Here is a 23,931-nt window from a genome sequence, read left to right on the forward strand (position 1 = left end):
ATCAACTGACTTTACTTGCCATGATCGAAATAATCTGACGGTCTGTGTGCTGCATTGACTGGCTTGCCAGTGCACACAGATTGCGGATCGACTGCTCCACATCATTCGCGACAATCCCTTCATTACCCGAGACTGAAGAGTTGTCCAGCGCCATCAACACCGATTTCCAGGCAGAAGCCGCGCTGGTCGACACTTTCATCGCACAACTGTTTGATGCGCCATCGCAAATCATCCCGCTGACATCACCAATCATGTTGCTTATTGCCATTGAGATGCTCTGATAACTCCCATCAATTAACCAGGTTATCCCTGCCGCCGCGCCCATCGCTGCCGTGGTTGCCGCACACAATGCAGATAACGACGGTAGCTGATGGTGAATGTAGATGGCGGTCAAATGGGAAAGCATCAGCGCACGTGCCAACTGCTCGCTATCGCAACCCAAGTGCTCAGCCACCACGACAACAGGCATCGTCGCCGTAATACCCTGATTACCCGAACCTGAATTACTCATTGCAGGAAGACAAGCGCCTCCCATGCGCGCATCAGACGCCGCCGCAGTCCGGATCATAATGTCAGTTAACAGATCCTTAGCCATTAAGCCTCGATCTTGCTGACGCTGGAGTGTCGAACCAATATGCAAACCATATTGCGCCCGCAGTCCTTCCCGTGACAGTTCACCGTTGAGCAACGCCGCATCAAGGATAAAACCAATGTCTTCAAAAGGAACGGCTTGCGCAAATTCAACAAGCTGAGACAGGGTAAATCGCTCCATATGGCATGCTTGCGCATTCTCAGCGGGGTTTGCGGCTCCTTTCGCATCGAACAACACCACGCCATCCTTTTCGATACGAGCCACTCTCGTGTGCGCACCAGAAATAATCACCCTGGCTGACGCATCTGCGGTATAGACAGTCACGCTGGTGTAGAGAATTTCTTCACAAGGTTCCTGAATCGTCACCTTCACTTTGCCACTTGCCAGCAGCAATTTTCCGGCGGCAATGGCCTCTACCGGCGCGCCTTTAAGCACTTCCAAACCGGCATTTGGATCACCACCCAATGCTCCTACCGCAGCGGCAATGGGCAAACCCACCATCCCCGTTCCCGGCACGGTAACGCCCATACCATTTTTCATCAGATTCGGTGAAACTCTGGCCTCAATTCGCGTCACTCTCCCAGCCAAATGTGAGGCTGCCAGTGCGCTTGCCAACGCCAGTGAAACAGGTTCGGTACACCCTACCGCTGGCTTCACATTTTGTTTTACCGCGCGGATTAACTCAGCCCATGCGGGATTCATTTCTGAATTTGCCATTTTTTTAGCCTTAATTCCTGGAACTACAATTCAAAGACCTGCTTATCAGGAGAAAGCGAGGAATGGAGAAATACACAGCAGCAATCCGGTAATAATGATAATCACCAGCGAAGTTCCTTTGTATTTATGCAATGCGGGAACTTTATAAACCAGCCATGCCGGGATTAAACAACCGACCATGCCGAATATTGGGCTGCAAATTGATGTAAAGCTTAAGACAGGTGCATTAAGGACAATTGCACTCCATGCCAACAAAATGGCGAACACCATAATTCCGCGCTGCACCCATTTCTGGTTTATTTTTTCTTCTGGCATTCTGCGACGTAAAATATTAATCACGATACCTTGTGTCGCTTCACGGAAGCCAAGATAAACGCCAAAGAACGCCGTCATGACTGCAAAGATATTTAGCATTACGCTGACGACTGTGACCCACGCCCCCGAGGCTCCATCAATGAATTGGGCAGCAATGGCAAGGGCAGAAATATTCTGCTCATAGGCTTTTACTGCTTCGTCATGTCCCATCGCCAGTGTGAAGGATACGGCATAAAAGAACACCGTTACGAAAAGGATGCCGAACGCGATATTCATGGCGCGCAGTGCTTTAAAACGCGCAACTTCCCGTGATTTTTCCTTCGAGCGATAGGAAATAACCATCGGGCTCAGTGTTTGAATAAACAGAATAGAGGTCAAGGTAAATGGCAGAGTAATAATCGCGTTCTTAATCAACAACCCTGCTGGCGGAAGCGCCCCGGTGTTATACAGGTGCCACAACCCTATCATTGATACCCCAAGTGCCGCGACAACCAACAGTTTTGCCAGCACCATGAAACTTGAGACTTTAAATAACAGCTGTTCACCGCGTGAAGAGATGGCGACCAGGATACAAATCAGTGCCAATCCATAGAATGGATTATCTGATAACAGCCCTTCGGTCACGCCAAAGGTATGCAAATAAGAGGCGCTATCATTCGTGATGGCAGTGGAATAAACAAACATCCAGATGACAAGCATAATAAAATACAGCGCACCTAATAATATGCCCCAGTTTTTACCCAAATAACCACTGATCACACTTGGATAATCTTTGCACTCAGGTGATTCCGCAAGGGTATTAATAAACAGCCGTTGGAACAGATACATTGCTGGATATCCTACTACCGAAGAGAGCAGGAACACCCATAATCCCATTAATCCGACCTGAACGGGTAAAAAGACTATTCCGGCACCAATCGCCATCCCGATACTCATTATTACCCAACCGACATCCGTACTATCAAATTTTGTAGCCGCTTGCCATTCACTTTCTGTCATTCCAGCGCGACCGGATGCTGGAATATTAACCGCAGTAATGCTTCCTGTTTCCATAAAAAGCTCGCTTATATGTGTAGGTTTTAATTGTGATATTTAAATACAGAGTGATCACCAGACATTTTCATTACTGAAATTATTGTTCTGGAGGTGTTATTAGTATTCGAAAAGGATAGCGCGAGCCGTGGAGAAAAAATTTGCTACTCATCGAAGTCAGACTAAGCAAAAGAGTAAATTTTTCTCCATTTAGTGAGAAATATGTGTGTTTCACAAATCATTTATCTGATTTAGTAGAAAAGAGTTATTGGAAAGCAGTACCTTAAAATTTAAGTCGTTGTTTTTGATGATCTTATAAATAACCATGATCTTTGAATGGAATTATGCGACTACAAAAAATGTGAGCTGGAGCAACAAGTTAGGTTAATGCGATGTGACAATTCGGCGCTCAGATCTTGATACACTTCACGCCACAGCAGCACACCAACATTAATCACTGATTATTGTGTCATTAACGTTAAGGATTAGATTTTTCATCTGGCATATTGCCATATCGCTACAGCAAATTATCAGGAAAGTCGGTTAACGCGTGTTTCTCCATTTTCAATCGACAATTGATACAACGTAAACGGCGTATGTCTCTCAATAAGCGTCGCCAGTTCTGGCGAATGGCTGGTTAACCAAATTTGCGTGTAGCGGCTCGCTTCGGCAATCAGACGTGCCAATGCGGGCAACATTTGCGGATGCAGACTGTTTTCCGGTTCATTGAGGGCAATAAAACGCGGTGGCCTTGGGCTGAGTAGCGCGACGGTCAGGCACAGAAAACGTAACGTTCCGTCAGAAAACTCAGCCGACTCCAGTGGGCGATTTATCCCCTGGCGGTGCATCATCATCTGGAAACGCCCGTTACTGTTATCACAGAAGAACGTGCATTCCGGGAAAGCCTCATCCAGCACCGCAAACAATAATTCGCTATCGCCAATTTCCACGATGGTCTGGAAAGCGGCGGCTAAATTCAAACCATCACCAGCCAGGACCGGCGAGCGATATCCTACCTGCGGCAAGCGCAGGCCAGCGCCCTTCGAAATATCGAACTCATGGTAGAAACGCCAATTACGCAGTGTTTCGCGTGCACGGGATACTTCAGGATAGAGGTGCGGTTCACCTAGTTGGCCGAACAACGATTCGTTTTCGTAAAGCGTGGCGGCATGTGTCACCTTCTCCCCCGTCACATCGTTGAGAAAAACAGCCTGATTGCGCCGATGCATGATGGAAGACGAAGGACGGCGGCGAAAACCGCTCAGCCAGATTTGTTCTTCTTTGACGATGGGATCGAGATCGAACATGGTTGGATACGGCAGTTTATCGGGGAAACCGACCTGTAGTTCATACTCAAAATCGTCGGTATCTACCGCAAGCGTCATGCGGCGCGGTGCGCTGGCATACCCTTTGGCGCGATCGCCCGCCCACATCACTTTCTGGATCCCGCCTTCATCCGATAGCCAATGGGATAACTGTCCCATCGCCGCCCCATGGATCAAATGGATAGCTTTATAGATGTTGGATTTACCACAGCCGTTCGGCCCGAAAACCACGTTCAGCCTTTCCAGGTCGATGGAAAGTTTGCGCACTGAGCGGTAGTTGTCGATATACAGGGATTTGATCATGCAGGGTAGTCCGATGATGGGAAGGGAGTTCTATTATGGCAATTGTTCGCCCTCACCCCAACCCTCTCCCTCTGGAGAGGGAGAAAACACGCCAGCTTTCCAGCTCGATCTATCCCCTCTCCCTGAGGGAGAGGGGGATCTTAAAATGCAAAACGCCCTGCTCAGTTCTCACTGTGCAGGGCGTCTATGAATGGTTGAAGCTGACCGATAAGCCGGGTTCTGTCGTGGACAGTCATTCATCTAGGCCAGCAATCGCTCACTGGCTCAAGCAGCCTACCCGGGTTCAGTACGGGCCGTACCTTGTGAACCCCTATTTGGCCTTGCTCCGGGTGGAGTTTACCGTGCCACGAACTGTTACCAGTCGCGCGGTGCGCTCTTACCGCACCCTTTCACCCTTACCTGATCCCACTTGCGTGGGCCATCGGCGGTTTGCTCTCTGTTGCACTGGTCGTGGGTTACCCCCCCAGGCGTTACCTGGCACCCTGCCCTATGGAGCCCGGACTTTCCTCCCCTCCGCCCGTCTCCTTCCGAAGAAGGACGACGACGAAGCGGCGACTGTCTGGTCAGCTTCGGCGCGAAGTATAGAGGGTTTATGTTCCTCTGTCACCTCCGCTAATGAGGGATGTTCATCCCCACCGCCAACGTTGCTGCAATATTGCGCGAGGCACGGTAGATATTATCAAACGCATTTTTCAACGCATCTTCCAGCGTGCCAATACTGTTAAGCACGCTAAACACCGCGTCGATGCCATATTGATGGACTATTGCCACATCGCTGGTCAGCGCCCCCGCAATACCGATTACCGGCTTGCGATATTTTTTTGCCACTGCCGCTACGCCCACAGGGACTTTGCCACGGATGCTCTGGCTGTCCATGCGCCCTTCGCCCGTCACCACCAGAGAGCAATCATGGATATGTTCTTCAAGATGCAAAGCTTCCGTCACAATCTCGACGCCGCTGCGTAACTCTGCGCCAAGGAACGCCATTAGTGCCGCCCCCATCCCGCCTGCCGCACCTGCGCCTTCTGCGTTTTTCACATCGATGTGCAAATCTTTTTTTATCACATTGGCAAAATGCGCGAGGTTGGCGTCTAGCTCAACAATCATCGCTTCATCGGCCCCTTTCTGCGGCCCGAAAATGCGTGATGCGCCATTGTCGCCAATCAATGGGTTAGTCACATCACAGGCAACATTAATCACGCAATCTTCCAGGCGACTGTCCAGATTAGACACATCTATGCTGTTCAGGCTCATTAAACTGCCACCGCCAGGGCTGATTTCTTTGCCCATTGCGTCGCGAAGTTTTGCGCCCAACGCCTGCACCATACCCGCACCGCCGTCGTTGGTTGCGCTACCGCCGATGCCAATAATGATGTTGCGCGCACCGTTATCCAACGCACGTAATATCAGCTCACCAGTGCCGCGCGACGTCGTGATCAGCGGATTACGATTTTCAATCGATACCAGCGCAAGACCACTGGCTTCGGCCATCTCGATAAATGCCGTTTTACCATCGCCTGACATTCCCCAGCATGCCGTAACCGGCTCGCCCAGAGGTCCTGTCACCGTGGTGGTGATTTTCTTACCCTGCGTGGCACTGATCATGGCATCGACCGTACCTTCCCCGCCATCGGCAACCGGGACCGATACATATTCCGCATCAGGAAATATTTCGCGGAAACCTTTTTCAATAGCCTGCGCCACATCAACCGCTGAGAGGCTTTCTTTATAAGAGTCGGGTGCGATTACGATTTTCATAATGAGTCCATGCCAAAAAAGTGCCGAGAAAATCGGGCATCCTGAGATGCCCCTCTCTTTTATTTACTGACTTCTACTTTCGCCAGTTTTTCGTAGTAGCACGCAATCGCACTATGGTCATCGTTGCCATGACCGTCCGCACGCAGCGCTTGCATCATTTCCATGACCGCAGCAGTCAGCGGCAGTTGCGCCCCCACACCGTGGGATGTATCCAGCGCGTTTGCCAAATCTTTAATGTGCAGATCGATTCGGAAACCCGGTTTGAAGTTACGGTCCAGCACCATCGGTGCTTTGGCTTCCAGAACGGTGCTGCCCGCAAGGCCGCCACGAATGGCCTGGAAGACCAATTCAGGATTTACGCCCGCTTTGGTGGCCAGAACCAGAGCTTCAGACATCGCCGCAATGTTCAGCGCCACAATCACCTGGTTTGCCAATTTAGTGACGTTGCCCGCACCGATATCACCGGTATGCACAACGGAACCGGCCATCGCTTTCAGCAGGTCGTAATACTTATCGAAAATGGCTTTATCGCCGCCAACCATCACAGACAGCGTGCCTTCAATCGCTTTTGGCTCGCCACCGCTGACCGGCGCGTCCAGCATGTCGATGCCTTTTGCTTTCAGCGCTTCGCTGATTTCACGGCTCGCCAGTGGTGCAATGGAGCTCATGTCGATAACCACGGTGCCAGGTTTTGCCCCTTCAATGATCCCGTTTTTACCCAGTGCGACTTCTTTAACATGCGGGGAGTTAGGCAGCATGGTGATAATCACATCACACTGCTCAGCAATATCTTTCGGTGTGGCAGCGGTTTCTGCACCTGCGGCGATCACTTCAGCAATCACATCAGCATTACGATCGGCAACCACCAGGGAGTAACCGGCTTTGATGAGGTTTTTACTCATTGGTTTGCCCATGATGCCCAGGCCAATAAATCCAACTTTCAGTGTCATAGCGTTAATCTCTCTCGTTAATTACGGGTGGAAGTTATTTTTTAAACTGGTCGCACAATTTTTGCGTTGCAGAGCGGAACACGCCCAAATCACTGCCTACGGCAACAAACGTTGCACCCATTTCCAGATAGCGGCGGGCATCGGCTTCTACAGGAGCCAGGATGCCAGACGGTTTACCGTGTGCCTTGGCACGAGCAAAAATGTGCGCAATTGCGTGCTGAACGTCTGGATGATTCGCGTTACCAAGGTGGCCAAATGCCGCAGCCAGATCGCTTGGGCCGACAAAGATGCCGTCCACGCCGTTGGTAGCGGCAATGGCATCCACATTGTCTACGCCCTGCTGGCTCTCAATCTGAACCAGGATGGTGATGTTCTTATTGGACTGGGCAAAGTAATCCGGCACGGTGCCAAACATATTGGCGCGATGAGAAACCGAAACCCCACGAATCCCTTCCGGCGGATAACGCGTCGACGCCACGGCTTGTACCGCTTCTTCCACATTTTCCACAAACGGGATCAGGAAGTTATAGAAGCCGATATCCAGCAGGCGCTTGATAATCACCGGCTCGTTCGTTGGAACGCGTACCACCGGTGCGCTGTGGCTGCCTTTCAACGCCATCAGTTGCGGAATAAACGTGGTGATATCGTTTGGCGCATGTTCACCATCCAGCACAATCCAGTCGAATCCGGCCAAACCCAGCACTTCAGTGCTGATGGGGTTTGCTAACGCCGACCAGCAACCGATTTGTGTCTGGTGAGCGGCCAGTGCTGCTTTGAATTTATTTGGGAAAACGTTGTTATTCATGAGTTTTACCTTAATTTTTCAATTGCTTACTTCTGCAATTCCATACGTTTGATGTCACCCACTACGAACAGATAACAAACCATTGCCATCAGCGCCGAGCAGCCAACAAAAATCAGTGCCGCATTAAAGGAGTGAAGCTCAGAAACCAGGTAACCAATCACCAGTGGCGTCACGATAGAAGCCACGTTACCGAATACGTTGAAAACCGCACCGCACAGGCCAACCATCTCTTTTGGTGCGGTATCAGCAATCACCGGCCAACCCAGAGCACCAAAACCTTTGCCGAAGAAGGCGAATGCCATCAGCGCGATAACCAAGGCCGTGTTGTCGGTGTAGTTACAAAGAATGATGGTGGAAGCCAGCAGCATTCCGAGAACAATCGGTATCTTACGAGCAACGGTCAGCGAGTAACCGCGTTTGATTAACGAATCAGAGAATACGCCGCCCAACACACCGCCTGCGAAACCACACAGTGCCGGGATGGAAGCCACCAGGCCCACTTTCAGAATCGACATACCTTTGTCTTGCACCAGGTAAATCGGGAACCACGTCAGGAAGAACCAGGTGATGGTGTTAATGAAGTACTGGCCAAAAAACACGCCCAACATCATACGGTTAGTGAGTAATTGTTTGATGTAGTGCAGTTTTGGGCCCTGAACGACAGCACCGGGTTTTTTGTGGTCCATATCGACCACCGCGCCACCTTTGGTGATGTAATCCAGCTCTTCTTTTGACATCCGCGGGTGGTCAGTCGGGTTATGAATAAACTTCACCCACAGGAAGGTCAGCACAAAGCCAATCCCGCCCATAACCGTAAACACATGCTCCCAGCCCCATGCAAAGGTCAGCCAGCCGAGCAATGGTGAGAAAAGTGCCAGCGAGAAATACTGTGCCGAGTTAAAAATCGCAGACGCTGTACCGCGCTCTTTCGTCGGGAACCAGGCTGCAACAATACGGGCGTTTGCCGGGAAAGAAGGCGCTTCAGAGAAGCCAAGCATAAAACGCATGATGAACATGGAAATGCCTGCGTAAGCCAGCGGTACCATGTCGACAAAGCCCTGCATGAAAGTGAACAGTGACCAGAAGAACAAGCTGTAGGTGTAGACTTTTTTCGAGCCGTAGCGGTCAAGTAGCCAGCCACCAGGGATTTGCATCAGCAGATAAGCCCAACCAAATGCCGAGAAAATATAACCCATTGAGATTGCACTGAGCTGCAATTCTTTAGCAACTTCAGTCCCTGCAATAGAGAGTGTGGCGCGATCCGCATAGTTAATCGTCGTCACAATAAAAATAATCAATAATATTAAGTATCGAGTATGCTTACCTTTTTTTGACTCAACTGCTGTATCCAAAATCATTTTCTACATCCTCTGTTGCGGGGACTTAATTCAAGGATTTTCTATTTATTAAAAGCGCTATTTCACAACTATCTTTTTGAAATAATAGTTTTCGGGATAATAACGCTGACTATAATTAACCTGGTGTTTGTCATTCGCAATTCATCGCAACACAGTATAGCCAGCACAGAACGAATGGACATTAGGCATATGCACAATTAATAACACTTAAAACATCAAATAACTGAACTTACGCACATGTTTGTGGGGTGTATTGCACAATTCCATCGATTACCCTTGTTCATGAGCAAGGCCTCATAATATAAAGTGATCGCCGTCACATTTTTATTTCTCACAGCCTGACATTCTTTATTTAGCTTGTGATGAGATCACGATTATATAATTATTTCATTAACACTCAGTGTTGATCCTGGAGAATAGTGACAATGTCAAATATAGAAATTAAACAACAACCACCCGGGTCATTTTATATAAAGGTCCATGAGACGGATAATGTCGCTATTATTGTTAATGACAATGGTTTAAAAGCAGGAACCCGTTTTCCGGATGGGCTCGAGCTGATTGAACATATTCCACAAGGGCATAAAGCCGCGCTGGTTGATATTCCGGCGCAGGGTGAAATTATTCGCTACGGTGAAGTCATTGGCTACGCGGTGCGTGATATTCCACGCGGCAGCTGGATTGACGAGTCTTTAGTGGAATTGCCAAAAGCGCCACCGCTCCACACTCTGCCATTGGCCACTAAAGTGCCGGAGCCGATGCCACCGCTTGAAGGCTACACGTTTGAAGGTTACCGCAATACCGACGGCAGCGTCGGCACCAAGAACCTGCTTGGCATCACCACCAGCGTACATTGCGTTGCAGGCGTGGTGGATTACGTCATCAAAATTATTGAACGTGATTTGCTGCCGCGCTACCCGAACGTCGACGGAGTTGTCGGTCTGAACCACCTCTACGGTTGCGGCGTGGCTATCAACGCCCCTGCGGCGGTCATCCCCATTCGCACTATCCATAACATCTCTCTGAACCCAAACTTTGGCGGCGAGATTATGGTGATTGGTCTGGGCTGTGAGAAGTTGCAGCCAGAACGCCTTCTGGAAGGCACCGACGACGTTCAATCCATCAACGTGGGCGACGCCAGTATTGTGCGCCTGCAAGACGAACACCACGTCGGTTTTAAATCGATGGTCGACGATATTCTGACTGTGGCAGAGCGCCATTTGGTAAAACTGAACCAGCGCCAACGTGAAACCTGCCCGGCATCTGAGCTGGTTGTCGGTATGCAATGTGGCGGCAGCGATGCGTTCTCAGGCGTCACGGCAAACCCAGCGGTAGGTTACGCCTCTGACTTGCTGGTGCGCTGTGGCGCAACGGTGATGTTCTCTGAAGTCACTGAAGTACGCGACGCCATCCACCTGTTAACGCCACGTGCCATCAACGAAGAAGTGGGCAAACGCCTGCTCGAAGAGATGGCATGGTACGACAACTACCTTGATATGGGGAAAACTGACCGCAGCGCCAACCCATCCCCGGGTAACAAAAAAGGCGGCCTGGCAAACGTGGTGGAAAAAGCGCTCGGCTCCATTGCCAAATCAGGCCAAAGCGCGATTGTTGAAGTGCTTTCCCCAGGGCAACGCCCAACCAAACGCGGCCTGATTTTCGCCGCCACGCCAGCCAGCGATTTCGTTTGCGGTACTCAGCAGGTGGCATCAGGGATTACCGTGCAAGTGTTCACGACCGGTCGTGGAACACCGTATGGCTTGCTGGCCGTTCCGGTCATTAAAATGGCTACCCGCACCGCCCTGGCAAACCGTTGGTATGACTTAATGGATATCAACGCAGGCACCATCGCGACTGGCGAAGCGACGATTGAGGACGTGGGCTGGGAGTTGTTCAAATTTATTCTTGATGTCGCAAGTGGACGCAAGAAAACCTTCTCGGATCAGTGGGGATTACATAATGCACTGGCGGTGTTTAACCCGGCCCCAGTAACCTGATTCGTATTCCCCTTCTCCTGGGGGAGAAGGTTGGGATGAGGGCGTTCCAATGCTATCCCCTCACCCTAACCCTCTCCCTAAAAGGGAGAGGGAATTTGATGGAATCTATCCCGTCACCTTCTCACGGCAAACACTCGACACCAACTGCCGTAACCAGCGATGTGCCGGGTCTGCCTCCGAGCGCGGGTGCCACATCAACGACACTGTAATTTCATGGGTTTTCACAGGTAGCTCAAACACATAAAGCCGGGCCTCCCCTGAATTACCATATAACCCCGGCTGTTTGAGCAAGAAAGTCGCCGGTACCAGCGCCACCAAATCGGACGCCTGAGCCACCGCTATCGCCGCAGGAAACCCTGGCACCATCGCCGCAATTTTGCGTTTCAGGTTTAGTTCAGCTAACAACACATCTACCGGGCCGGTTCCCCGTTCATGGCGCGACACCACAACATGCCCACACGCGGCGTACTTCGCGGCAGTCCTTTCACCGTCCAGCTCAAGCGAATGGCCTTTCCTGACCACGCCAACAAACTTGTCCCGATAAAGTGCCGTTAAACGGATTTCCGGCCCCATTTCCCCGAGCACGCCGATTTCAAGATCAATCACACCTTCACGTAAATACTTCGCGGTTTTCTCAGGTTTTGGCATAAAACGCAGTTGCACTAAAGGCGCGACAGCGGCTACGGCAGCAATCAGTGCAGCGCCGAAAATCTCGATAAACCCAGCGTTAGTCCGCAGCGTAAAGTTGCGTTCAAGCGTGGCGAAATTAAGCGCATCCGTTGAGGGCCGAAGTATCGCACGCGCTTCAAACACTGCATTTTGCGTGCGCTCACGGATTTCCTCAGCATAAGGGGTGAGCACCATATTGCGCCCAGCCCGCACCAGCAAGGGATCGCCAGTCGTTTCGCGAAGACGGCTCAGCGTGCGGCTCATTGCCGAAGCGCTTAACCCCAGGCGACGCGCAGCGCCCACCACGCTTCCTTCAGCAAGAAGCACATCGAGGGCAATAAGTAAGTTCAGATCAGGTTCATTCATAGCCGCATTGTAGTTGAGATATGGCGTTTTATGCAGTTTATTAGTGTAAGCAGTGCGTCTTCCGCCACATCTCTGGCACCGTTATATTTCTGGCATCTCTCCGCGATAAAGAGTTCTGAAAGATGACTTTATTTTCCAGTCAACCTGGCGATGAAGGTTTACCCGGCCTCGAGCGCGCCTTAGCCATGGCCGCTGTTATGACGATGGCTGCCATGGTGGTGTTCGACGGCTCGATGATCACCATCGCGCTGCCACAAATCGCACGCTCGCTTAACGTATCGCCAGGAGCTTCTGTCTGGGTGGCGAACGGTTACCTGCTATCGGCAGCAATGACACTTGCGATCTTTGCCGCACTTTCCAGCCGCCTGGGATTCCGCACCATTTTCACCTTCGGCCTCAGCGTGTTTACGCTGGCTTCCGTGGGCTGCGCACTCTCATTGTCACTGGAGATGTTAATCGCCATGCGCGTATTACAGGGCATTGGCGGAGCCGCCACATTGAGTATTGGCCCGGCAATCTTGCGCTCGGTTTTCCCTAACCGCCTGCTGGGGAGAATACTCGGCCTGAATGCATTGCTGATTGGTGCAAGCACCGCTATTGCGCCGATTCTTGGCGGCGCGATACTCTCGGCGATGAACTGGAAATGGCTGTTTGCGATTAACATTCCGCTGGGCATGATGGCTTTATTCCTTACGCTGCGTGTTGTGCCCAACAACCCCGCTTTAAAACGTGAACCGTTCGATTATGCTGGAGCCTTATTATCGGCAATGGCATTAGGCGCGTTGATTATGGCCGCAGACGCCTTTACCCATCCCGGCAACGGCGACCTGAAAGTGGCGATGGCTTACGCTGCGATTGCTATTCTCACAGGCTTTGCGTTCATTAGGGTTCAGCGACGGGCAATAAAACCTCTGCTACCGCTTAACATCTTTGCTTCTTCACGGTTTTCGCTGGCAGCGCTCACCTCGCTGGCCTCTTTTGTCAGCCAGGGCATTACTTTCATCGCATTACCCTTCCTGTTCCAGAGCGTTTACGGCTATAGCGCACTGATGTCAGCACTGCTTTTCACCCCGTGGCCGATAGGCATAATTCTGGCAGCACCCCATGCCGGGCGCCTGGCCGACCGCTATTCCGCCGCGATAATCTCGACAATCGGACTGGGGGTTTTCGTTATTGGGCTGACGCTTCTGGCGCTACTTCCTGAGCATGCTCAAGCCTGGGATATTTGCCTGCGCAGTTTGGTATGCGGCATCGGTTTTGGTTGCTTTCAAAGCCCAAATAACAGAGAGATGCTGGCCAATGCGTCACGTGAAAACAGCGGATATGCCTCTGGTGTGCTGGCAATCGTGCGCACTTTTGGGCAATGCCTGGGCGCGGCATTGGTCGGGATTTTCATGTCACTTTATGCGCAAAGCAGCTCCGTAGATATCAGCCTGTGGGTGGCGGTCATCGCCACGGTTTTAGCCATCGCGCTGAGCCTGAGTCGCTTGCGGAGTTATAAATTGTCAGAGGTATAGTGGGGAAAAGGCTCGTGTTCCGCTAACACGGGCCTTTCAAAGAAAATTACTCACCCACCAGCACGACTTCAATTCCGCCTTTACGCAGCCCATTCAGACTCTCTTCAGGAATACCCGCATCGGTGATAACCATATGAATGCGATGTGTATCAATGATTTTATGCAGGCTGGAGCGGTTAAATTTTGTGGAGTCCGTTACCACAATAATCCGTTCCACCACTTCACACATCCGGCGGTTAAGTCGCGCTTCATCTTCATTATGGGTGCTGACACCTCGCTCCAGATCGATGGCATCGACCCCAAGGAACAGCATGTCGAAGTGGTAGTTTTGCAGGGATTGGTCAGCCTGATCGCCATAGAACGACAGCGACTGACGGCGCAAATGCCCGCCAGTCATCAGCAATTCGACACCTTCCGCTTCAAGCAACGCGTTCGCCACGTTCATGCCGTTGGTCATGGCAATCACGTCTTTATGATGGCGCAGGTGGCGCGCAATTTCATAAGTGGTGGTGCCTGAGTCCAGAATCACACGATGGCCAGGCTTAATCAGGTCAGCTGCCGCACGCGCAATGCTGCGTTTCAACGAAGTGTTCAGCGAGCTTTTATCCTCAACAGTCGGTTCAACCATCGCCGTACCTGAATCACAAACTAATGCCCCGCCGTAAGCACGTACCGCTATGCCCTGCTTTTCCAGAAAAGCCAGATCGTTACGGATCGTCACCGTCGAAACACCAAAAAATGATGAGAGATCATTAACCTGTACGCTTCCTTGTTGGCGAAGACGTTGGATGATTTGCTCACGCCTTTCACTTGTTCCCGTAACACGCTTGTCCATTGCTGCGTCGGTATTGCTCATAATAGATCCTTTCATAAAACCTTTCGTTTCATTTCACTTTGCCTATTAACACCTTTCTTTTCGCGGAAAGCAAGCCTTTACATCGCGTGCTGCAATCCCTGTCACCTTGTCAAATAGGCTTTCATTATGTTTCTTTTGCGAAACAGATCTCAATTCTATTATCTTTCGTTTTGTTTTTATCGCACGATACACCACTATTAAATGAAACAAATCGAAAGACAAATCGATACGGAGAGGAAAGTGAAACATTTAACCGAGTTTGTGGCCGACCATAAACAGGATTCACGATGTGGCATTTTTGCCGTTTGTTCTGCTCACCCATTGGTTCTCGAAGCGGCAATGCGCCATGCCCGGGAAGCGAATTCACTCTTATTAATAGAAGCGACATCCAACCAGGTTGACCAGTACGGCGGCTACACCGGAATGACACCTGAAGATTTCCGCGGTTTTGCCGAACAGATGGCGGACAAACACCACTTCCCCCGCGAGCAATTAATTCTCGGCGGCGATCACCTAGGTCCAAACCGTTGGCAGGCCCTGCCAGCAGAAGAAGCCATGTGCAATGCCCAAGAGCTGATTCGTTGTTATGTCGCCGCTGGCTTTAAAAAAATCCACCTCGATTGCAGCATGTCTTGTGCTGATGACCCAATTCCTTTAACCGATGACATCGTCGCGATACGTGCAGCAAGGCTTGCAAAAATTGCCGAGCAAACCTGCATTGAGAAAAGTGGCACTTCCGATTTGGTCTATGTCATTGGCACCGAAGTACCGGTTCCCGGTGGCGCTCACGAAACCCTGGCAGAGTTAGCCGTTACCACGCCACATGCGGCAAAAGCCACCCTTGAAGCCCATCGCCATGCATTTGAACGCCAGGGGTTGAGCGACCTGTGGCCGCGCATAATCGGTCTGGTTGTTCAGCCGGGTGTTGAGTTTGATCACACCCAGGTTATTGATTACCAACCGGAGAAATCCCAGACACTCAGCCAGATGATTGAAGACTTTGACACCATGGTGTTCGAAGCGCACTCCACGGATTACCAGACACCGCAGGCATTACAACAGTTGGTTCAGAACCACTTCGCTATTTTGAAAGTTGGCCCCGCGCTGACCTTTGCTTTGCGCGAAACTCTATTTTCACTGGCCGCTATCGAACGTGAATTACGTCCGGCACATAAATGCTCAGGACTGCGGGAAGTGCTTGAGAGTGTGATGCTTGAGCACCCTGAAAACTGGAAACACCATTACCACGGCAGCGACAGCAACCGTCGCCTGGCTCGCGGATATAGCTACTCCGACCGCGTTCGCTACTACTGGCCCGATCATGATATTGACGAAGCGTATTCAAAACTTGTTAGTAATTTGTCTGATGAATCTATTCCTTTGCCGTTAATCAGTCAGTATCTGCCACTTCAATACGCTAAGGTCCGTGAAGGAAAACTCGCGGCAACGCCGCATGAACTGATTATCAACCATATTCAGGATGTGTTGCGCCAGTACCATGCCGCCTGTTTGGGCACTCAACCATCCCATTAACACAATGATAATAAGAGGAAAAAAACATGCCAAACATTGTATTAAGCCGCATTGATGAGCGACTGATCCACGGCCAGGTAGGCGTTCAATGGGTCGGTTTTGCCGGAGCAAACCTCGTCCTCGTTGCCAACGACGAAGTTGCAGAAGATCCGGTACAGCAAAATCTGATGGAGATGGTTCTGGCGGAAGGGATCTCCGTGCGTTTCTGGTCGCTGCAAAAAGTTATCGACAATATTCACCGCGCAGCTGACCGCCAGAAAATCCTGCTGGTTTGCAAAAATCCGGATGACTTTCTGACATTGGTGAAAGGTGACGTGCCTGTCACGCGGATTAATGTCGGCAACATGCACTACGCAGAAGGCAAACAACAAATCGCGAAAACCGTTTCTGTAGATGACCAGGATATTGCCGCTTTTAATGGCCTACAAAAGGCCGGAGTGGAATGTTTTGTTCAGGGTGTGCCGACGGAATCCGCGCAGGATCTCTATAAACTCCTCTGAGGGAATTTCTATGGAAATTAGCTTATTACAGGCATTAGCGTTGGGTATTCTGGCCTTTATAGCAGGTCTGGATATGTTCAACGGCCTGACGCATATGCACCGCCCGGTGGTACTTGGGCCACTGGTTGGCTTGATTCTTGGTGACCTTCATACCGGTATTCTGTGTGGTGGTACCCTGGAGCTGGTGTGGATGGGTCTTGCGCCACTTGCCGGTGCGCAGCCACCTAACGTGATTATCGGTACCATTGTCGGCACCACTTTCGCCATTACCACTGGCGTTAAACCGGAAGTGGCTGTTGGCGTCGCGGTGCCATTCGCTGTTGCCGTACAGATGGGGATTACCTTCCTGTTCTCCATCATGTCTGGCGTGATGGCTCGCTGCGACCGAATGGCAGCTAATGCCGATACCGATGGTATTGAGCGCGTGAACTACCTGGCATTACTGGCGCTCGGCACCTTCTATTTTCTGTGCGCATTCCTGCCCATCTATTTTGGTGCAGAGCATGCGAAAACCGCTATCGACATGCTGCCTGCTCGTCTGATTGACGGCTTGGGTGTCGCGGGTGGAATCATGCCAGCCATCGGTTTTGCCGTGCTGCTGAAAATCATGATGAAGAATGTCTACATCCCATATTTCATTCTCGGCTTTGTGGCTGCCGCCTGGCTGAAACTGCCCGTGTTGGCTATTGCCGCCGCAGCACTGGCGATGGCGTTAATTGATTTCTTACGCAAAGACCCGGCACCACAGCAACCTACACACGTGAAGCAAGAGGAATTTGAAGATGGTATCTAACGATCAGACTCTGCCAGGCGTTAACGTAACAGACACCGCCGCGGTCGAAAAAAACGACAATATCTATGAAGATCAAAGCATCGGCGCAGAATTAACGAAGCAGGATATTAATCGGGTGGCATGGCGTTCCATGCTGTTACAGGCATCATTTAACTATGAGCGTATGCAGGCATCCGGTTGGCTCTACGGTCTATTGCCAGCGCTGAAAAAGATCCATACCAACAAGAACGATCTGGCTCGCGCCATGAAAGGCCACATGGGGTTCTTCAACACCCACCCTTTCCTCGTGACCTTTGTTATCGGCATTATTCTGGCGATGGAGCGCTCAAAGCAAGATGTGAACAGTATCCAGAGCACTAAAATTGCTGTGGGTGCACCGTTGGGCGGAATTGGTGACGCCATGTTCTGGCTGACCTTACTGCCGATTTGCGGCGGTATCGGGGCAAGTCTGGCGCTTCAGGGGTCAATCCTCGGCGCGGTGATTTTTATCGTATTGTTTAACGTCGTGCACCTTGGTTTGCGCTTTGGCCTGGCGCATTACGCCTACCGCATGGGTGTGGCGGCCATCCCACTGATTAAAGCCAACACTCGCAAAGTGGGTCATGCCGCGTCTATTGTGGGGATGACGGTAATTGGTGCGCTGGTTGCCACTTACGTTCGCCTCTCTACCACGCTGGAAATCACGGCGGGTGATGCGGTAGTGAAACTGCAAACTGACGTTATCGACAAGTTAATGCCTGCATTTTTACCGCTGGTTTATACCCTGTGCATGTACGCGTTAGTACGACGTGGATGGAGCCCGCTGCGCCTTATCGGTATCACGGTCGTGCTGGGTGTTGTCGGGAAGTTTGCTCACTTCCTATAAGTGACATCCTGTAAGCGAGAGAAAACAATATGTTAAGTATTATTCTTAGCGGTCACGGTGGCTTTGCCACCGGACTGGAAAAAGCGATGAAACAGATTCTTGGTGAACAAGAGCAACTTATCGCCATAGATTTCCCTGAAACGTCTTCAACCGCACTGCTTACCGCGCAGTTCGAAGAAGCCATCAGCGTATTAGATGAAAGCGAAGGGCTGGTGTTTTTAACCGATTTACTTGGCGGAACCCCGTTCCGCGTGGCTTCAACCCTGGCGCTGGAAAAACCAGGCCGTGAAGTGATCACCGGCATCAACCTACAATTACTGCTGGAAATGGTGCTGGAACGCGACGGGCTGAGCAGCAAAGAGTTCCGTCTTCAGGCACTGGAATGCGGCCACCGAGGGCTAACCAGCCTGGTCGATGAAATGGGACGCTACCGCGAAGCTGAGGCGGTCGAGGAAGGAATATGACCACGCTGCTGCGAGCCAGGCGCGTTCTCACCGAACAAGGCTGGTTAGACAATCATCAGTTACTCATTGATAACGAAACGATTGTTGCTATCGAACCGATTCCTGCTGGAACGATGGCGCGTGATGCGGAACTGCTGTGCCCGGCGTACATAGACATTCATGTGCACGGCGGCGACGGGGTTGATGTGATGGATGACGACCCCGGCGTCCTCGACCGTCTGGCGATGCACAAAGCGCGTGAAGGTGTCGGCGGCTGGTTGCCCACCACTGTCACTGCGCCGCTTGAAGATATTGAACGTGCATTGCGGCGTATCTCGCAACGCTATTATCGCGGCGGACCTGGTGCGAGCGTGCTGGGCAGTTATCTCGAAGGGCCGTACTTCACACCACAGAATAAGGGCGCTCATCCACCCGAGTTATTCCGCGAGCTGAACATTCCGGAACTGGATCGGTTGATAGAGGTATCGCAAAACACGTTGCGCGTCGTGGCGCTGGCGCCTGAAAAGCCCGAAGCGCTGCAGATGATAAAACATCTGAAAAACCGTAACGTTCGCGTGATGCTCGGCCATAGCGCCGCCAGCTATGAACAAACACTTCAGGCATTCGATGCCGGGGCTGAAGGCCTGGTGCATTGCTTTAACGGTATGACCGGTTTGCACCACCGTAATCCGGGTATGGTCGGCGCGGGTTTAACGGATAAACGCGCCTGGCTTGAGCTGATTGCCGACGGGCATCACGTTCATCCTGCAGTCATGAATATAAGTTGTACCTGCGCTAAGTCCCGAATCTTGCTGATAACCGATGCCATGAGTGCAGCCGGAATGCCTGACGGTGAATATTCGATTTGTGGGCACCCGGTCACCATGAGCAATGGGATCGTGCGAACCGAAAGCGGCGGTCTTGCAGGAAGCACCCTTGCGCTTGATGCCGCAGTGCGCAATCTGGTGAATCACGTCGGCGTGCCTGCAGAAGATGCCATCCATATGGCTTCATTGCATCCGGCAAAAATGCTCGGTTTAGACAAAGAGTTAGGTTCGTTAGCCCCAGGTAAACGCGCCAGTTTGATAGCGCTTAATCCACTGCTAGAGCTTCAAAACATCTGGATTAATGGCCAACATCTCCCTTTGTAGTTCTTTCGTTGCTCCTCGTTTTGATCTGTCGCCTGCCGGCGGCAGATCTTTCTTTTCCTTTCGATTAACTTCACGTCAATTATCTATTTATTCATAATTATATTTAAAATCAATTGATTGAATGAAAACGATCATTTTCTGGATCACATTTTTCGTTTTATTGTTTTTCTTACGTTGACCTTTCGTTTTCTTTTCTATAAATTTTATTTAAGCATGAAGTTGAGTAAATGAAACAAAACGAAAGATTGTCCTGTACTGCTTTGTGCTACTTCCGATGATCTTGCACTGCTAAGGACTGAGTTATGAGCGAAACCCAATCTGCCTGTCTTTCCGGCACATCAACCTGGACCGAAAAAGAGATCCGCCAACAGCCGGAAAGCTGGATCCGATCGTTAAAAAATATCGGTAATCAACGTAGCAACATCGATGCATTCCTTGAGCCTTTGCTGCAAAACACCTCTCTAAAAATTATCCTGACGGGTGCAGGAACCTCCGCTTTTATTGGCGATATTATTACGCCGTGGCTGTCACGCCACACCGGGAAAAACTTTGTTGCGGTGCCAACCACCGACCTGGTCACCAACCCGCTAGATTACTTATCCCCGCAGGAACCGACGTTACTGGTCTCTTTTGCACGCTCTGGCAACAGCCCTGAAAGCGTGGCGGCTGTCGATTTAGTCAATCAGGTAATGGAGCACTGCTACCACCTGATCATTACGTGTAACGAAGCCGGTAGCCTGTATCAGAACGCGGCCACCAGTCACAATTCCCTGGCGCTATTGATGCCGCCGGAAACACACGATCGCGGCTTCGCCATGACCAGCAGTATTACCACCATGATGGCCAGCTGCCTTGCGGTGTTTGCCCCTGATGTCATCAACAGCACCTCATTCCAGGATGTGGCGACTCGCTGCGAGCAAATTATTGCCTCACAGGGTGAGTTCAACGAAAGCGTGTTTGGCGACCTGCCGTTTAAGCGTGTTGTTTATCTCGGCAGCGGTGGATTGCAGGGTGTGGCTCGTGAGTCTGCACTAAAAGTACTGGAGCTCACCGCCGGAAAACTGGCCGCGTTTTATGACTCTCCAACCGGATTCCGCCACGGTCCTAAATCACTGGTCAATAAAGAAACGTTAGTCGTGGTGATGGTTTCAAGCCATCCGTATACCCGCCAGTACGATCTCGATTTACTGGCTGAACTGCGTCGCGACCAACAGGCGATGCGCGTCGTGGCTATCAGCGCGTCACCTTGCCCGGAAGTCGAAACAGGGCCGCATATCTGGCTGCCACCTTCCCGTGAGTTTATCGACGTTGAGCAGGCTTTCTGCTTCCTGATGTATGCACAGATTTTCGCGCTAACCGAATCAATCAAAGCAGGCATCACCCCTGATACGCCTTCCGCCAGCGGCACGGTAAACCGTGTTGTGAAAGGTGTGATTATTCATCCGTGGAAAGGCTGAGAGGATCCCAACATGAGTATTATTTCCACTAAATATCTTCTTCAGGATGCGCAGGCCAGAGGCTATGCCGTTCCTGCATTTAATATTCACAACGCGGAAACTATCCAGGCGATTCTGGAAGTCTGCAAAGAGATGCAGTCACCCGTTATCCTGGCAGGCACGCCAGGCACCTTTAAACATATCGCTTTTGAAGAGATCTACGCTTTGTGCGAGGCCTACTCTGAAAGCTACGGCATGCCGCTTGCACTGCATCTGGATCACCATGAATCACTGGCGGATATCAGCCGTAAAGTGAATGCCGGTGTACGCAGCGCGATGATCGACGGCAGCCACTTCCCGCTTGCCGAAAACGTGCGGCTGGTGAAATCCGTAGTCGATTTTTGTCATCGTCATGATTGCAGCGTCGAGGCCGAATTAGGTCGCCTCGGCGGAGTGGAAGACGATATGGATGTGGACGAAGAAAGCGCTTTCCTCACCGATCCGCAAGAAGCGCGTCGCTTTGTAGAACTCACCGGCATCGACAGCCTTGCCGTTGCTATTGGCACCGCGCATGGGCTTTACACTAAACGTCCGAAAATTGATTTCCAACGCCTGGGTGAAATCCGCGAAGTTGTGGATATCCCGCTGGTTCTGCACGGCGCGAGCGATGTACCTGACGAATATGTCAGACGCGCCATCGAACTGGGCGTGTGCAAAGTGAATGTCGCAACTGAGCTAAAAATTGCGTTTGCGGCCGCCGTTAAAAAATGGTTTGGCGATAACCCTGAAGGCAACGATCCCCGCTATTACATGCGTGTCGGGATGGATGCCATGAAAGAAGTGGTACGCAGTAAAGTCACCGTTTGCGGGTCTGCCAATAAATTAATTCCTGAAACTGAAACCTCGCTATAACGCTGCCGGTTACTGGCGAGAAATAATATTTTCATCATTGATAGATAAACAAAAAACCCGCGAAAGCGGGTTTTTTAATTTGAGGCAAGTTTGTCGATTTTTCTCTTATCTTCAGCTATCAACACGACGCCAAAGCGAGTCGTATCAGGATGTTCACTCCAGATTTTTTCTTCTGGAATGCTCGAGCCATCGTAGATAACTTTCGTGCCATCATAGGGATAGAATCTGCCGGAATCGGTGTCCAGAACAAACACAGACAGTTCCTTAGATTCACGCGCAATCTTTTGCCACAAAGCCTTGCCGCCTTGATACTGCGTGTTATCACTCATCAGAATGACCCCGCAGTTAATCACTAGCGCTTCATACAGTCGGGTGGCAAAACCCGCCTCCTGATAACGCCTGTCCACACAGACCCCCTCAACCTGAAGCAGATCCGTTTCTTCCCAAAAACGCTCAACCGAAATGACATTATCGCCAATACTTTTTTGATTGGCTAACTCAAGCATCGCCACCGCGATATGACGAGCGACACCATCAATCTCTTCAATATCAGCTTTAACTATAGCGGCACGTGGCGTCTGTTTATCAAAGATAACCAGAAACCTCTTCCCCGCGAGCGTGATTTCATCAACCACCTGAAAAGAGCGCTCTATCGCCGCAGGGCTATACGACAATGGCATCACGATCATATTCGAGTCCCCACGAATTAACACCGGCATAATTTGCTCATCCTAAGCTAAAAACAGTTTGAGCAAATTAACATCACTTATTTTTAGTTTTCAAACAATACCGATACCCGTAACAACACAATGCGAGGCTTCTCGTAAAACCCTATTTCTCGCTGTTTTCTAACGCATATTTATACAGCGCATTCTTTTTCACACCATGAATTTCGGCGGCCAGTGCAGCGGCTTTCTTCAGCGGTAATTCTGTTTGTAGCAAAGCAAGAGTACGCAGCGCATCGGCTGGCAGCGCATCATCGGTTGGCGCTTTAAAGCCTTCGACAATCAGGACCATTTCACCTTTGCGGCGGTTTTCGTCTTCTTTCACCCATGCCGCCAACTCACCAATTGGCGCGCCGTGAATCGATTCCCAGGTCTTCGTTAGCTCACGAGCCAGCACCACATAGCGTGATTCACCAAGCACCGCGCAGATATCGTCTAAACTATCGAGCAGGCGATGCGTAGACTCGTAAAAGATCAGCGTGCGAGGTTCTTGCTCAATGGCCTTAAGCGCGTCGCGGCGGCCTTTCGATTTAGCAGGCAAGAAACCTTCGTAGCAGAAGCGATCGGAAGGTAAACCGGCAGCACTTAATGCCGCAATAGCGGCACAAGGACCGGGCAGCGGCACGACGCGGATACCCGCTTCGCGGCACGTGCGCACCAGATGGTAACCAGGATCGTTAATTAATGGCGTTCCTGCATCAGAAACTAACGCAATGCTTTGTCCTTCCTGAAGCTTAGCCAGCAAGGTTTCTGATTTTTGTTGCTCGTTATGATCGTGCAATGCGAACAATCGCGCATTAATGGCGAAATGTTGCAGCAGTAATCCTGTATGGCGAGTATCTTCAGCGGCAATCAGGTCAACGCTTTGCAACACGGATAACGCCCGCTGTGTGATATCGCCGAGGTTACCGATGGGTGTCGGAACGATGTAGAGCGTGCTGGCAGAAATAGCCGCCGTTTCGAGTTGTTTCATTGTTTCATCCGTATTGCCGATTTAATATTGAACACTGAGA

Annotated in this window: 21 protein-coding genes and 1 other RNA gene; 10 read left to right on the top strand and 12 right to left on the bottom strand. The window is 50.9% G+C overall.

Annotated features, from left to right (window positions below):
* Position 1 precedes the first annotated feature (1 nt).
* From OH773_RS18705 to OH773_RS18740, 8 genes are all read right to left on the bottom strand, one after another.
* Complete coding sequence (locus OH773_RS18705; RefSeq protein ID WP_270140865.1) at positions 2–1,309, bottom strand: L-cysteine desulfidase family protein; 1,308 nt, start codon at positions 1,307–1,309, stop codon at positions 2–4.
* A 45-nt stretch (positions 1,310–1,354) separates the two neighbouring features.
* Positions 1,355–2,677, bottom strand: coding sequence for a hypothetical protein (locus OH773_RS18710; RefSeq protein WP_270140867.1), 1,323 nt, complete (start codon positions 2,675–2,677; stop codon positions 1,355–1,357).
* Positions 2,678–3,186: 509 nt separating this feature from the next.
* On the bottom strand, positions 3,187–4,284 hold the full coding sequence (locus tag OH773_RS18715) for an AAA family ATPase (RefSeq protein ID WP_270140870.1): 1,098 nt from the start codon (positions 4,282–4,284) through the stop codon (positions 3,187–3,189).
* A gap of 192 nt (positions 4,285–4,476) precedes the next feature.
* Positions 4,477–4,855, bottom strand: an RNA gene (gene rnpB / locus OH773_RS18720) — RNase P RNA component class A.
* Between the two features lie 41 nt (positions 4,856–4,896).
* The gene (garK, locus tag OH773_RS18725; RefSeq protein WP_270140872.1) at positions 4,897–6,042 is read right to left on the bottom strand and encodes a glycerate 2-kinase; all 1,146 of its coding nucleotides are present in this window, start codon (positions 6,040–6,042) and stop codon (positions 4,897–4,899) included.
* A 59-nt stretch (positions 6,043–6,101) separates the two neighbouring features.
* Positions 6,102–6,992, bottom strand: a complete 891-nt coding sequence (garR, locus tag OH773_RS18730) for a 2-hydroxy-3-oxopropionate reductase (protein ID WP_270140874.1) — start codon at positions 6,990–6,992, stop codon at positions 6,102–6,104.
* Positions 6,993–7,026: 34 nt separating this feature from the next.
* Positions 7,027–7,797 (bottom strand): 2-dehydro-3-deoxyglucarate aldolase, encoded by a 771-nt coding sequence (garL, locus tag OH773_RS18735; protein WP_270140876.1) that lies wholly within the window; start codon positions 7,795–7,797, stop codon positions 7,027–7,029.
* Positions 7,798–7,823: 26 nt separating this feature from the next.
* Positions 7,824–9,155 (bottom strand): MFS transporter, encoded by a 1,332-nt coding sequence (locus tag OH773_RS18740; RefSeq protein ID WP_270140878.1) that lies wholly within the window; start codon positions 9,153–9,155, stop codon positions 7,824–7,826.
* A 425-nt stretch (positions 9,156–9,580) separates the two neighbouring features.
* On the opposite strand from OH773_RS18740, the gene garD reads away from it, so the two are divergent.
* Positions 9,581–11,152, top strand: a complete 1,572-nt coding sequence (gene garD / locus OH773_RS18745) for a galactarate dehydratase (RefSeq protein ID WP_270140880.1) — start codon at positions 9,581–9,583, stop codon at positions 11,150–11,152.
* 105 nt (positions 11,153–11,257) lie between these two features.
* Here garD and OH773_RS18750 read toward each other — a convergent pair whose 3' ends face one another.
* Positions 11,258–12,187 carry a LysR family transcriptional regulator gene (locus OH773_RS18750; RefSeq protein ID WP_270140882.1) on the bottom strand — a complete coding sequence of 310 codons (930 nt, stop codon included), beginning with the start codon at positions 12,185–12,187 and terminating at the stop codon, positions 11,258–11,260.
* Positions 12,188–12,309: 122 nt separating this feature from the next.
* Between OH773_RS18750 and OH773_RS18755 the strand changes: the two genes are divergently transcribed.
* Complete coding sequence (locus OH773_RS18755) at positions 12,310–13,704, top strand: MFS transporter (protein WP_270140885.1); 1,395 nt, start codon at positions 12,310–12,312, stop codon at positions 13,702–13,704.
* Positions 13,705–13,750: 46 nt separating this feature from the next.
* Here OH773_RS18755 and OH773_RS18760 read toward each other — a convergent pair whose 3' ends face one another.
* The gene (locus tag OH773_RS18760) at positions 13,751–14,560 is read right to left on the bottom strand and encodes a DeoR family transcriptional regulator (RefSeq protein WP_270140887.1); all 810 of its coding nucleotides are present in this window, start codon (positions 14,558–14,560) and stop codon (positions 13,751–13,753) included.
* Between the two features lie 240 nt (positions 14,561–14,800).
* On the opposite strand from OH773_RS18760, the gene kbaZ reads away from it, so the two are divergent.
* The 8 genes from kbaZ to kbaY all read left to right on the top strand — a co-directional run bounded on the left by kbaZ (position 14,801) and on the right by kbaY (position 22,193).
* Positions 14,801–16,093: a tagatose-bisphosphate aldolase subunit KbaZ gene (kbaZ, locus tag OH773_RS18765; protein WP_270140889.1), complete on the top strand. Its 1,293-nt coding sequence runs from the start codon at positions 14,801–14,803 to the stop codon at positions 16,091–16,093.
* 26 nt (positions 16,094–16,119) lie between these two features.
* Positions 16,120–16,593, top strand: coding sequence for a PTS N-acetylgalactosamine transporter subunit IIB (gene agaV, locus OH773_RS18770; protein ID WP_183272632.1), 474 nt, complete (start codon positions 16,120–16,122; stop codon positions 16,591–16,593).
* 10 nt (positions 16,594–16,603) lie between these two features.
* Complete coding sequence (agaW, locus tag OH773_RS18775) at positions 16,604–17,386, top strand: PTS N-acetylgalactosamine transporter subunit IIC (protein WP_183272631.1); 783 nt, start codon at positions 16,604–16,606, stop codon at positions 17,384–17,386.
* On the top strand, positions 17,376–18,251 hold the full coding sequence (agaE, locus tag OH773_RS18780; RefSeq protein ID WP_270140893.1) for a PTS N-acetylgalactosamine transporter subunit IID: 876 nt from the start codon (positions 17,376–17,378) through the stop codon (positions 18,249–18,251). Before agaW ends, agaE begins: the two co-directional genes overlap by 11 nt.
* Before the next feature lie 29 nt (positions 18,252–18,280).
* Positions 18,281–18,715 (top strand): PTS galactosamine/N-acetylgalactosamine transporter subunit IIA, encoded by a 435-nt coding sequence (agaF, locus tag OH773_RS18785; protein WP_183272629.1) that lies wholly within the window; start codon positions 18,281–18,283, stop codon positions 18,713–18,715.
* Positions 18,712–19,845 carry an N-acetylglucosamine-6-phosphate deacetylase gene (gene nagA, locus OH773_RS18790; protein ID WP_270140897.1) on the top strand — a complete coding sequence of 378 codons (1,134 nt, stop codon included), beginning with the start codon at positions 18,712–18,714 and terminating at the stop codon, positions 19,843–19,845. The genes agaF and nagA overlap by 4 nt, the downstream gene beginning before the upstream one ends.
* Before the next feature lie 302 nt (positions 19,846–20,147).
* Positions 20,148–21,302 (top strand): SIS domain-containing protein, encoded by a 1,155-nt coding sequence (locus OH773_RS18795; RefSeq protein WP_270140900.1) that lies wholly within the window; start codon positions 20,148–20,150, stop codon positions 21,300–21,302.
* Between the two features lie 12 nt (positions 21,303–21,314).
* Entirely contained in the window at positions 21,315–22,193 is an 879-nt protein-coding gene (gene kbaY, locus OH773_RS18800) for a tagatose-bisphosphate aldolase subunit KbaY (RefSeq protein WP_270140902.1), read from the top strand.
* A 74-nt stretch (positions 22,194–22,267) separates the two neighbouring features.
* On the opposite strand, the gene OH773_RS18805 is transcribed toward kbaY, so the two are convergent.
* Positions 22,268–22,912, bottom strand: a complete 645-nt coding sequence (locus OH773_RS18805; protein ID WP_270140904.1) for a hypothetical protein — start codon at positions 22,910–22,912, stop codon at positions 22,268–22,270.
* A 112-nt stretch (positions 22,913–23,024) separates the two neighbouring features.
* Positions 23,025–23,891 (bottom strand): 16S rRNA (cytidine(1402)-2'-O)-methyltransferase, encoded by an 867-nt coding sequence (gene rsmI / locus OH773_RS18810; protein WP_183272623.1) that lies wholly within the window; start codon positions 23,889–23,891, stop codon positions 23,025–23,027.
* Between the last annotated feature and the right edge of the window lie 40 nt (positions 23,892–23,931).

Origin of the sequence: Buttiauxella sp. WJP83, from assembly GCF_027594725.1 — a bacterium.
GTDB lineage: Bacteria > Pseudomonadota > Gammaproteobacteria > Enterobacterales > Enterobacteriaceae > Buttiauxella > Buttiauxella selenatireducens.

Coding starts and splice junctions, on each gene's coding strand:
- OH773_RS18760 (WP_270140887.1), bottom strand. CDS start 14,560: ATGAGCAATACCGACGCAGCAATGGACAAGCGTGTTACGGGAACAAGT.
- garD (WP_270140880.1), top strand. CDS start 9,581: ATGTCAAATATAGAAATTAAACAACAACCACCCGGGTCATTTTATATA.
- garR (WP_270140874.1), bottom strand. CDS start 6,992: ATGACACTGAAAGTTGGATTTATTGGCCTGGGCATCATGGGCAAACCA.
- agaW (WP_183272631.1), top strand. CDS start 16,604: ATGGAAATTAGCTTATTACAGGCATTAGCGTTGGGTATTCTGGCCTTT.
- garK (WP_270140872.1), bottom strand. CDS start 6,042: ATGAAAATCGTAATCGCACCCGACTCTTATAAAGAAAGCCTCTCAGCG.
- agaV (WP_183272632.1), top strand. CDS start 16,120: ATGCCAAACATTGTATTAAGCCGCATTGATGAGCGACTGATCCACGGC.
- OH773_RS18755 (WP_270140885.1), top strand. CDS start 12,310: ATGACTTTATTTTCCAGTCAACCTGGCGATGAAGGTTTACCCGGCCTC.
- OH773_RS18715 (WP_270140870.1), bottom strand. CDS start 4,284: ATGATCAAATCCCTGTATATCGACAACTACCGCTCAGTGCGCAAACTT.
- OH773_RS18740 (WP_270140878.1), bottom strand. CDS start 9,155: ATGATTTTGGATACAGCAGTTGAGTCAAAAAAAGGTAAGCATACTCGA.
- OH773_RS18750 (WP_270140882.1), bottom strand. CDS start 12,187: ATGAATGAACCTGATCTGAACTTACTTATTGCCCTCGATGTGCTTCTT.
- agaF (WP_183272629.1), top strand. CDS start 18,281: ATGTTAAGTATTATTCTTAGCGGTCACGGTGGCTTTGCCACCGGACTG.
- agaE (WP_270140893.1), top strand. CDS start 17,376: ATGGTATCTAACGATCAGACTCTGCCAGGCGTTAACGTAACAGACACC.
- nagA (WP_270140897.1), top strand. CDS start 18,712: ATGACCACGCTGCTGCGAGCCAGGCGCGTTCTCACCGAACAAGGCTGG.
- OH773_RS18805 (WP_270140904.1), bottom strand. CDS start 22,912: ATGCCGGTGTTAATTCGTGGGGACTCGAATATGATCGTGATGCCATTG.
- kbaY (WP_270140902.1), top strand. CDS start 21,315: ATGAGTATTATTTCCACTAAATATCTTCTTCAGGATGCGCAGGCCAGA.
- OH773_RS18710 (WP_270140867.1), bottom strand. CDS start 2,677: ATGGAAACAGGAAGCATTACTGCGGTTAATATTCCAGCATCCGGTCGC.
- rsmI (WP_183272623.1), bottom strand. CDS start 23,891: ATGAAACAACTCGAAACGGCGGCTATTTCTGCCAGCACGCTCTACATC.
- OH773_RS18705 (WP_270140865.1), bottom strand. CDS start 1,309: ATGGCAAATTCAGAAATGAATCCCGCATGGGCTGAGTTAATCCGCGCG.
- garL (WP_270140876.1), bottom strand. CDS start 7,797: ATGAATAACAACGTTTTCCCAAATAAATTCAAAGCAGCACTGGCCGCT.
- OH773_RS18795 (WP_270140900.1), top strand. CDS start 20,148: ATGAGCGAAACCCAATCTGCCTGTCTTTCCGGCACATCAACCTGGACC.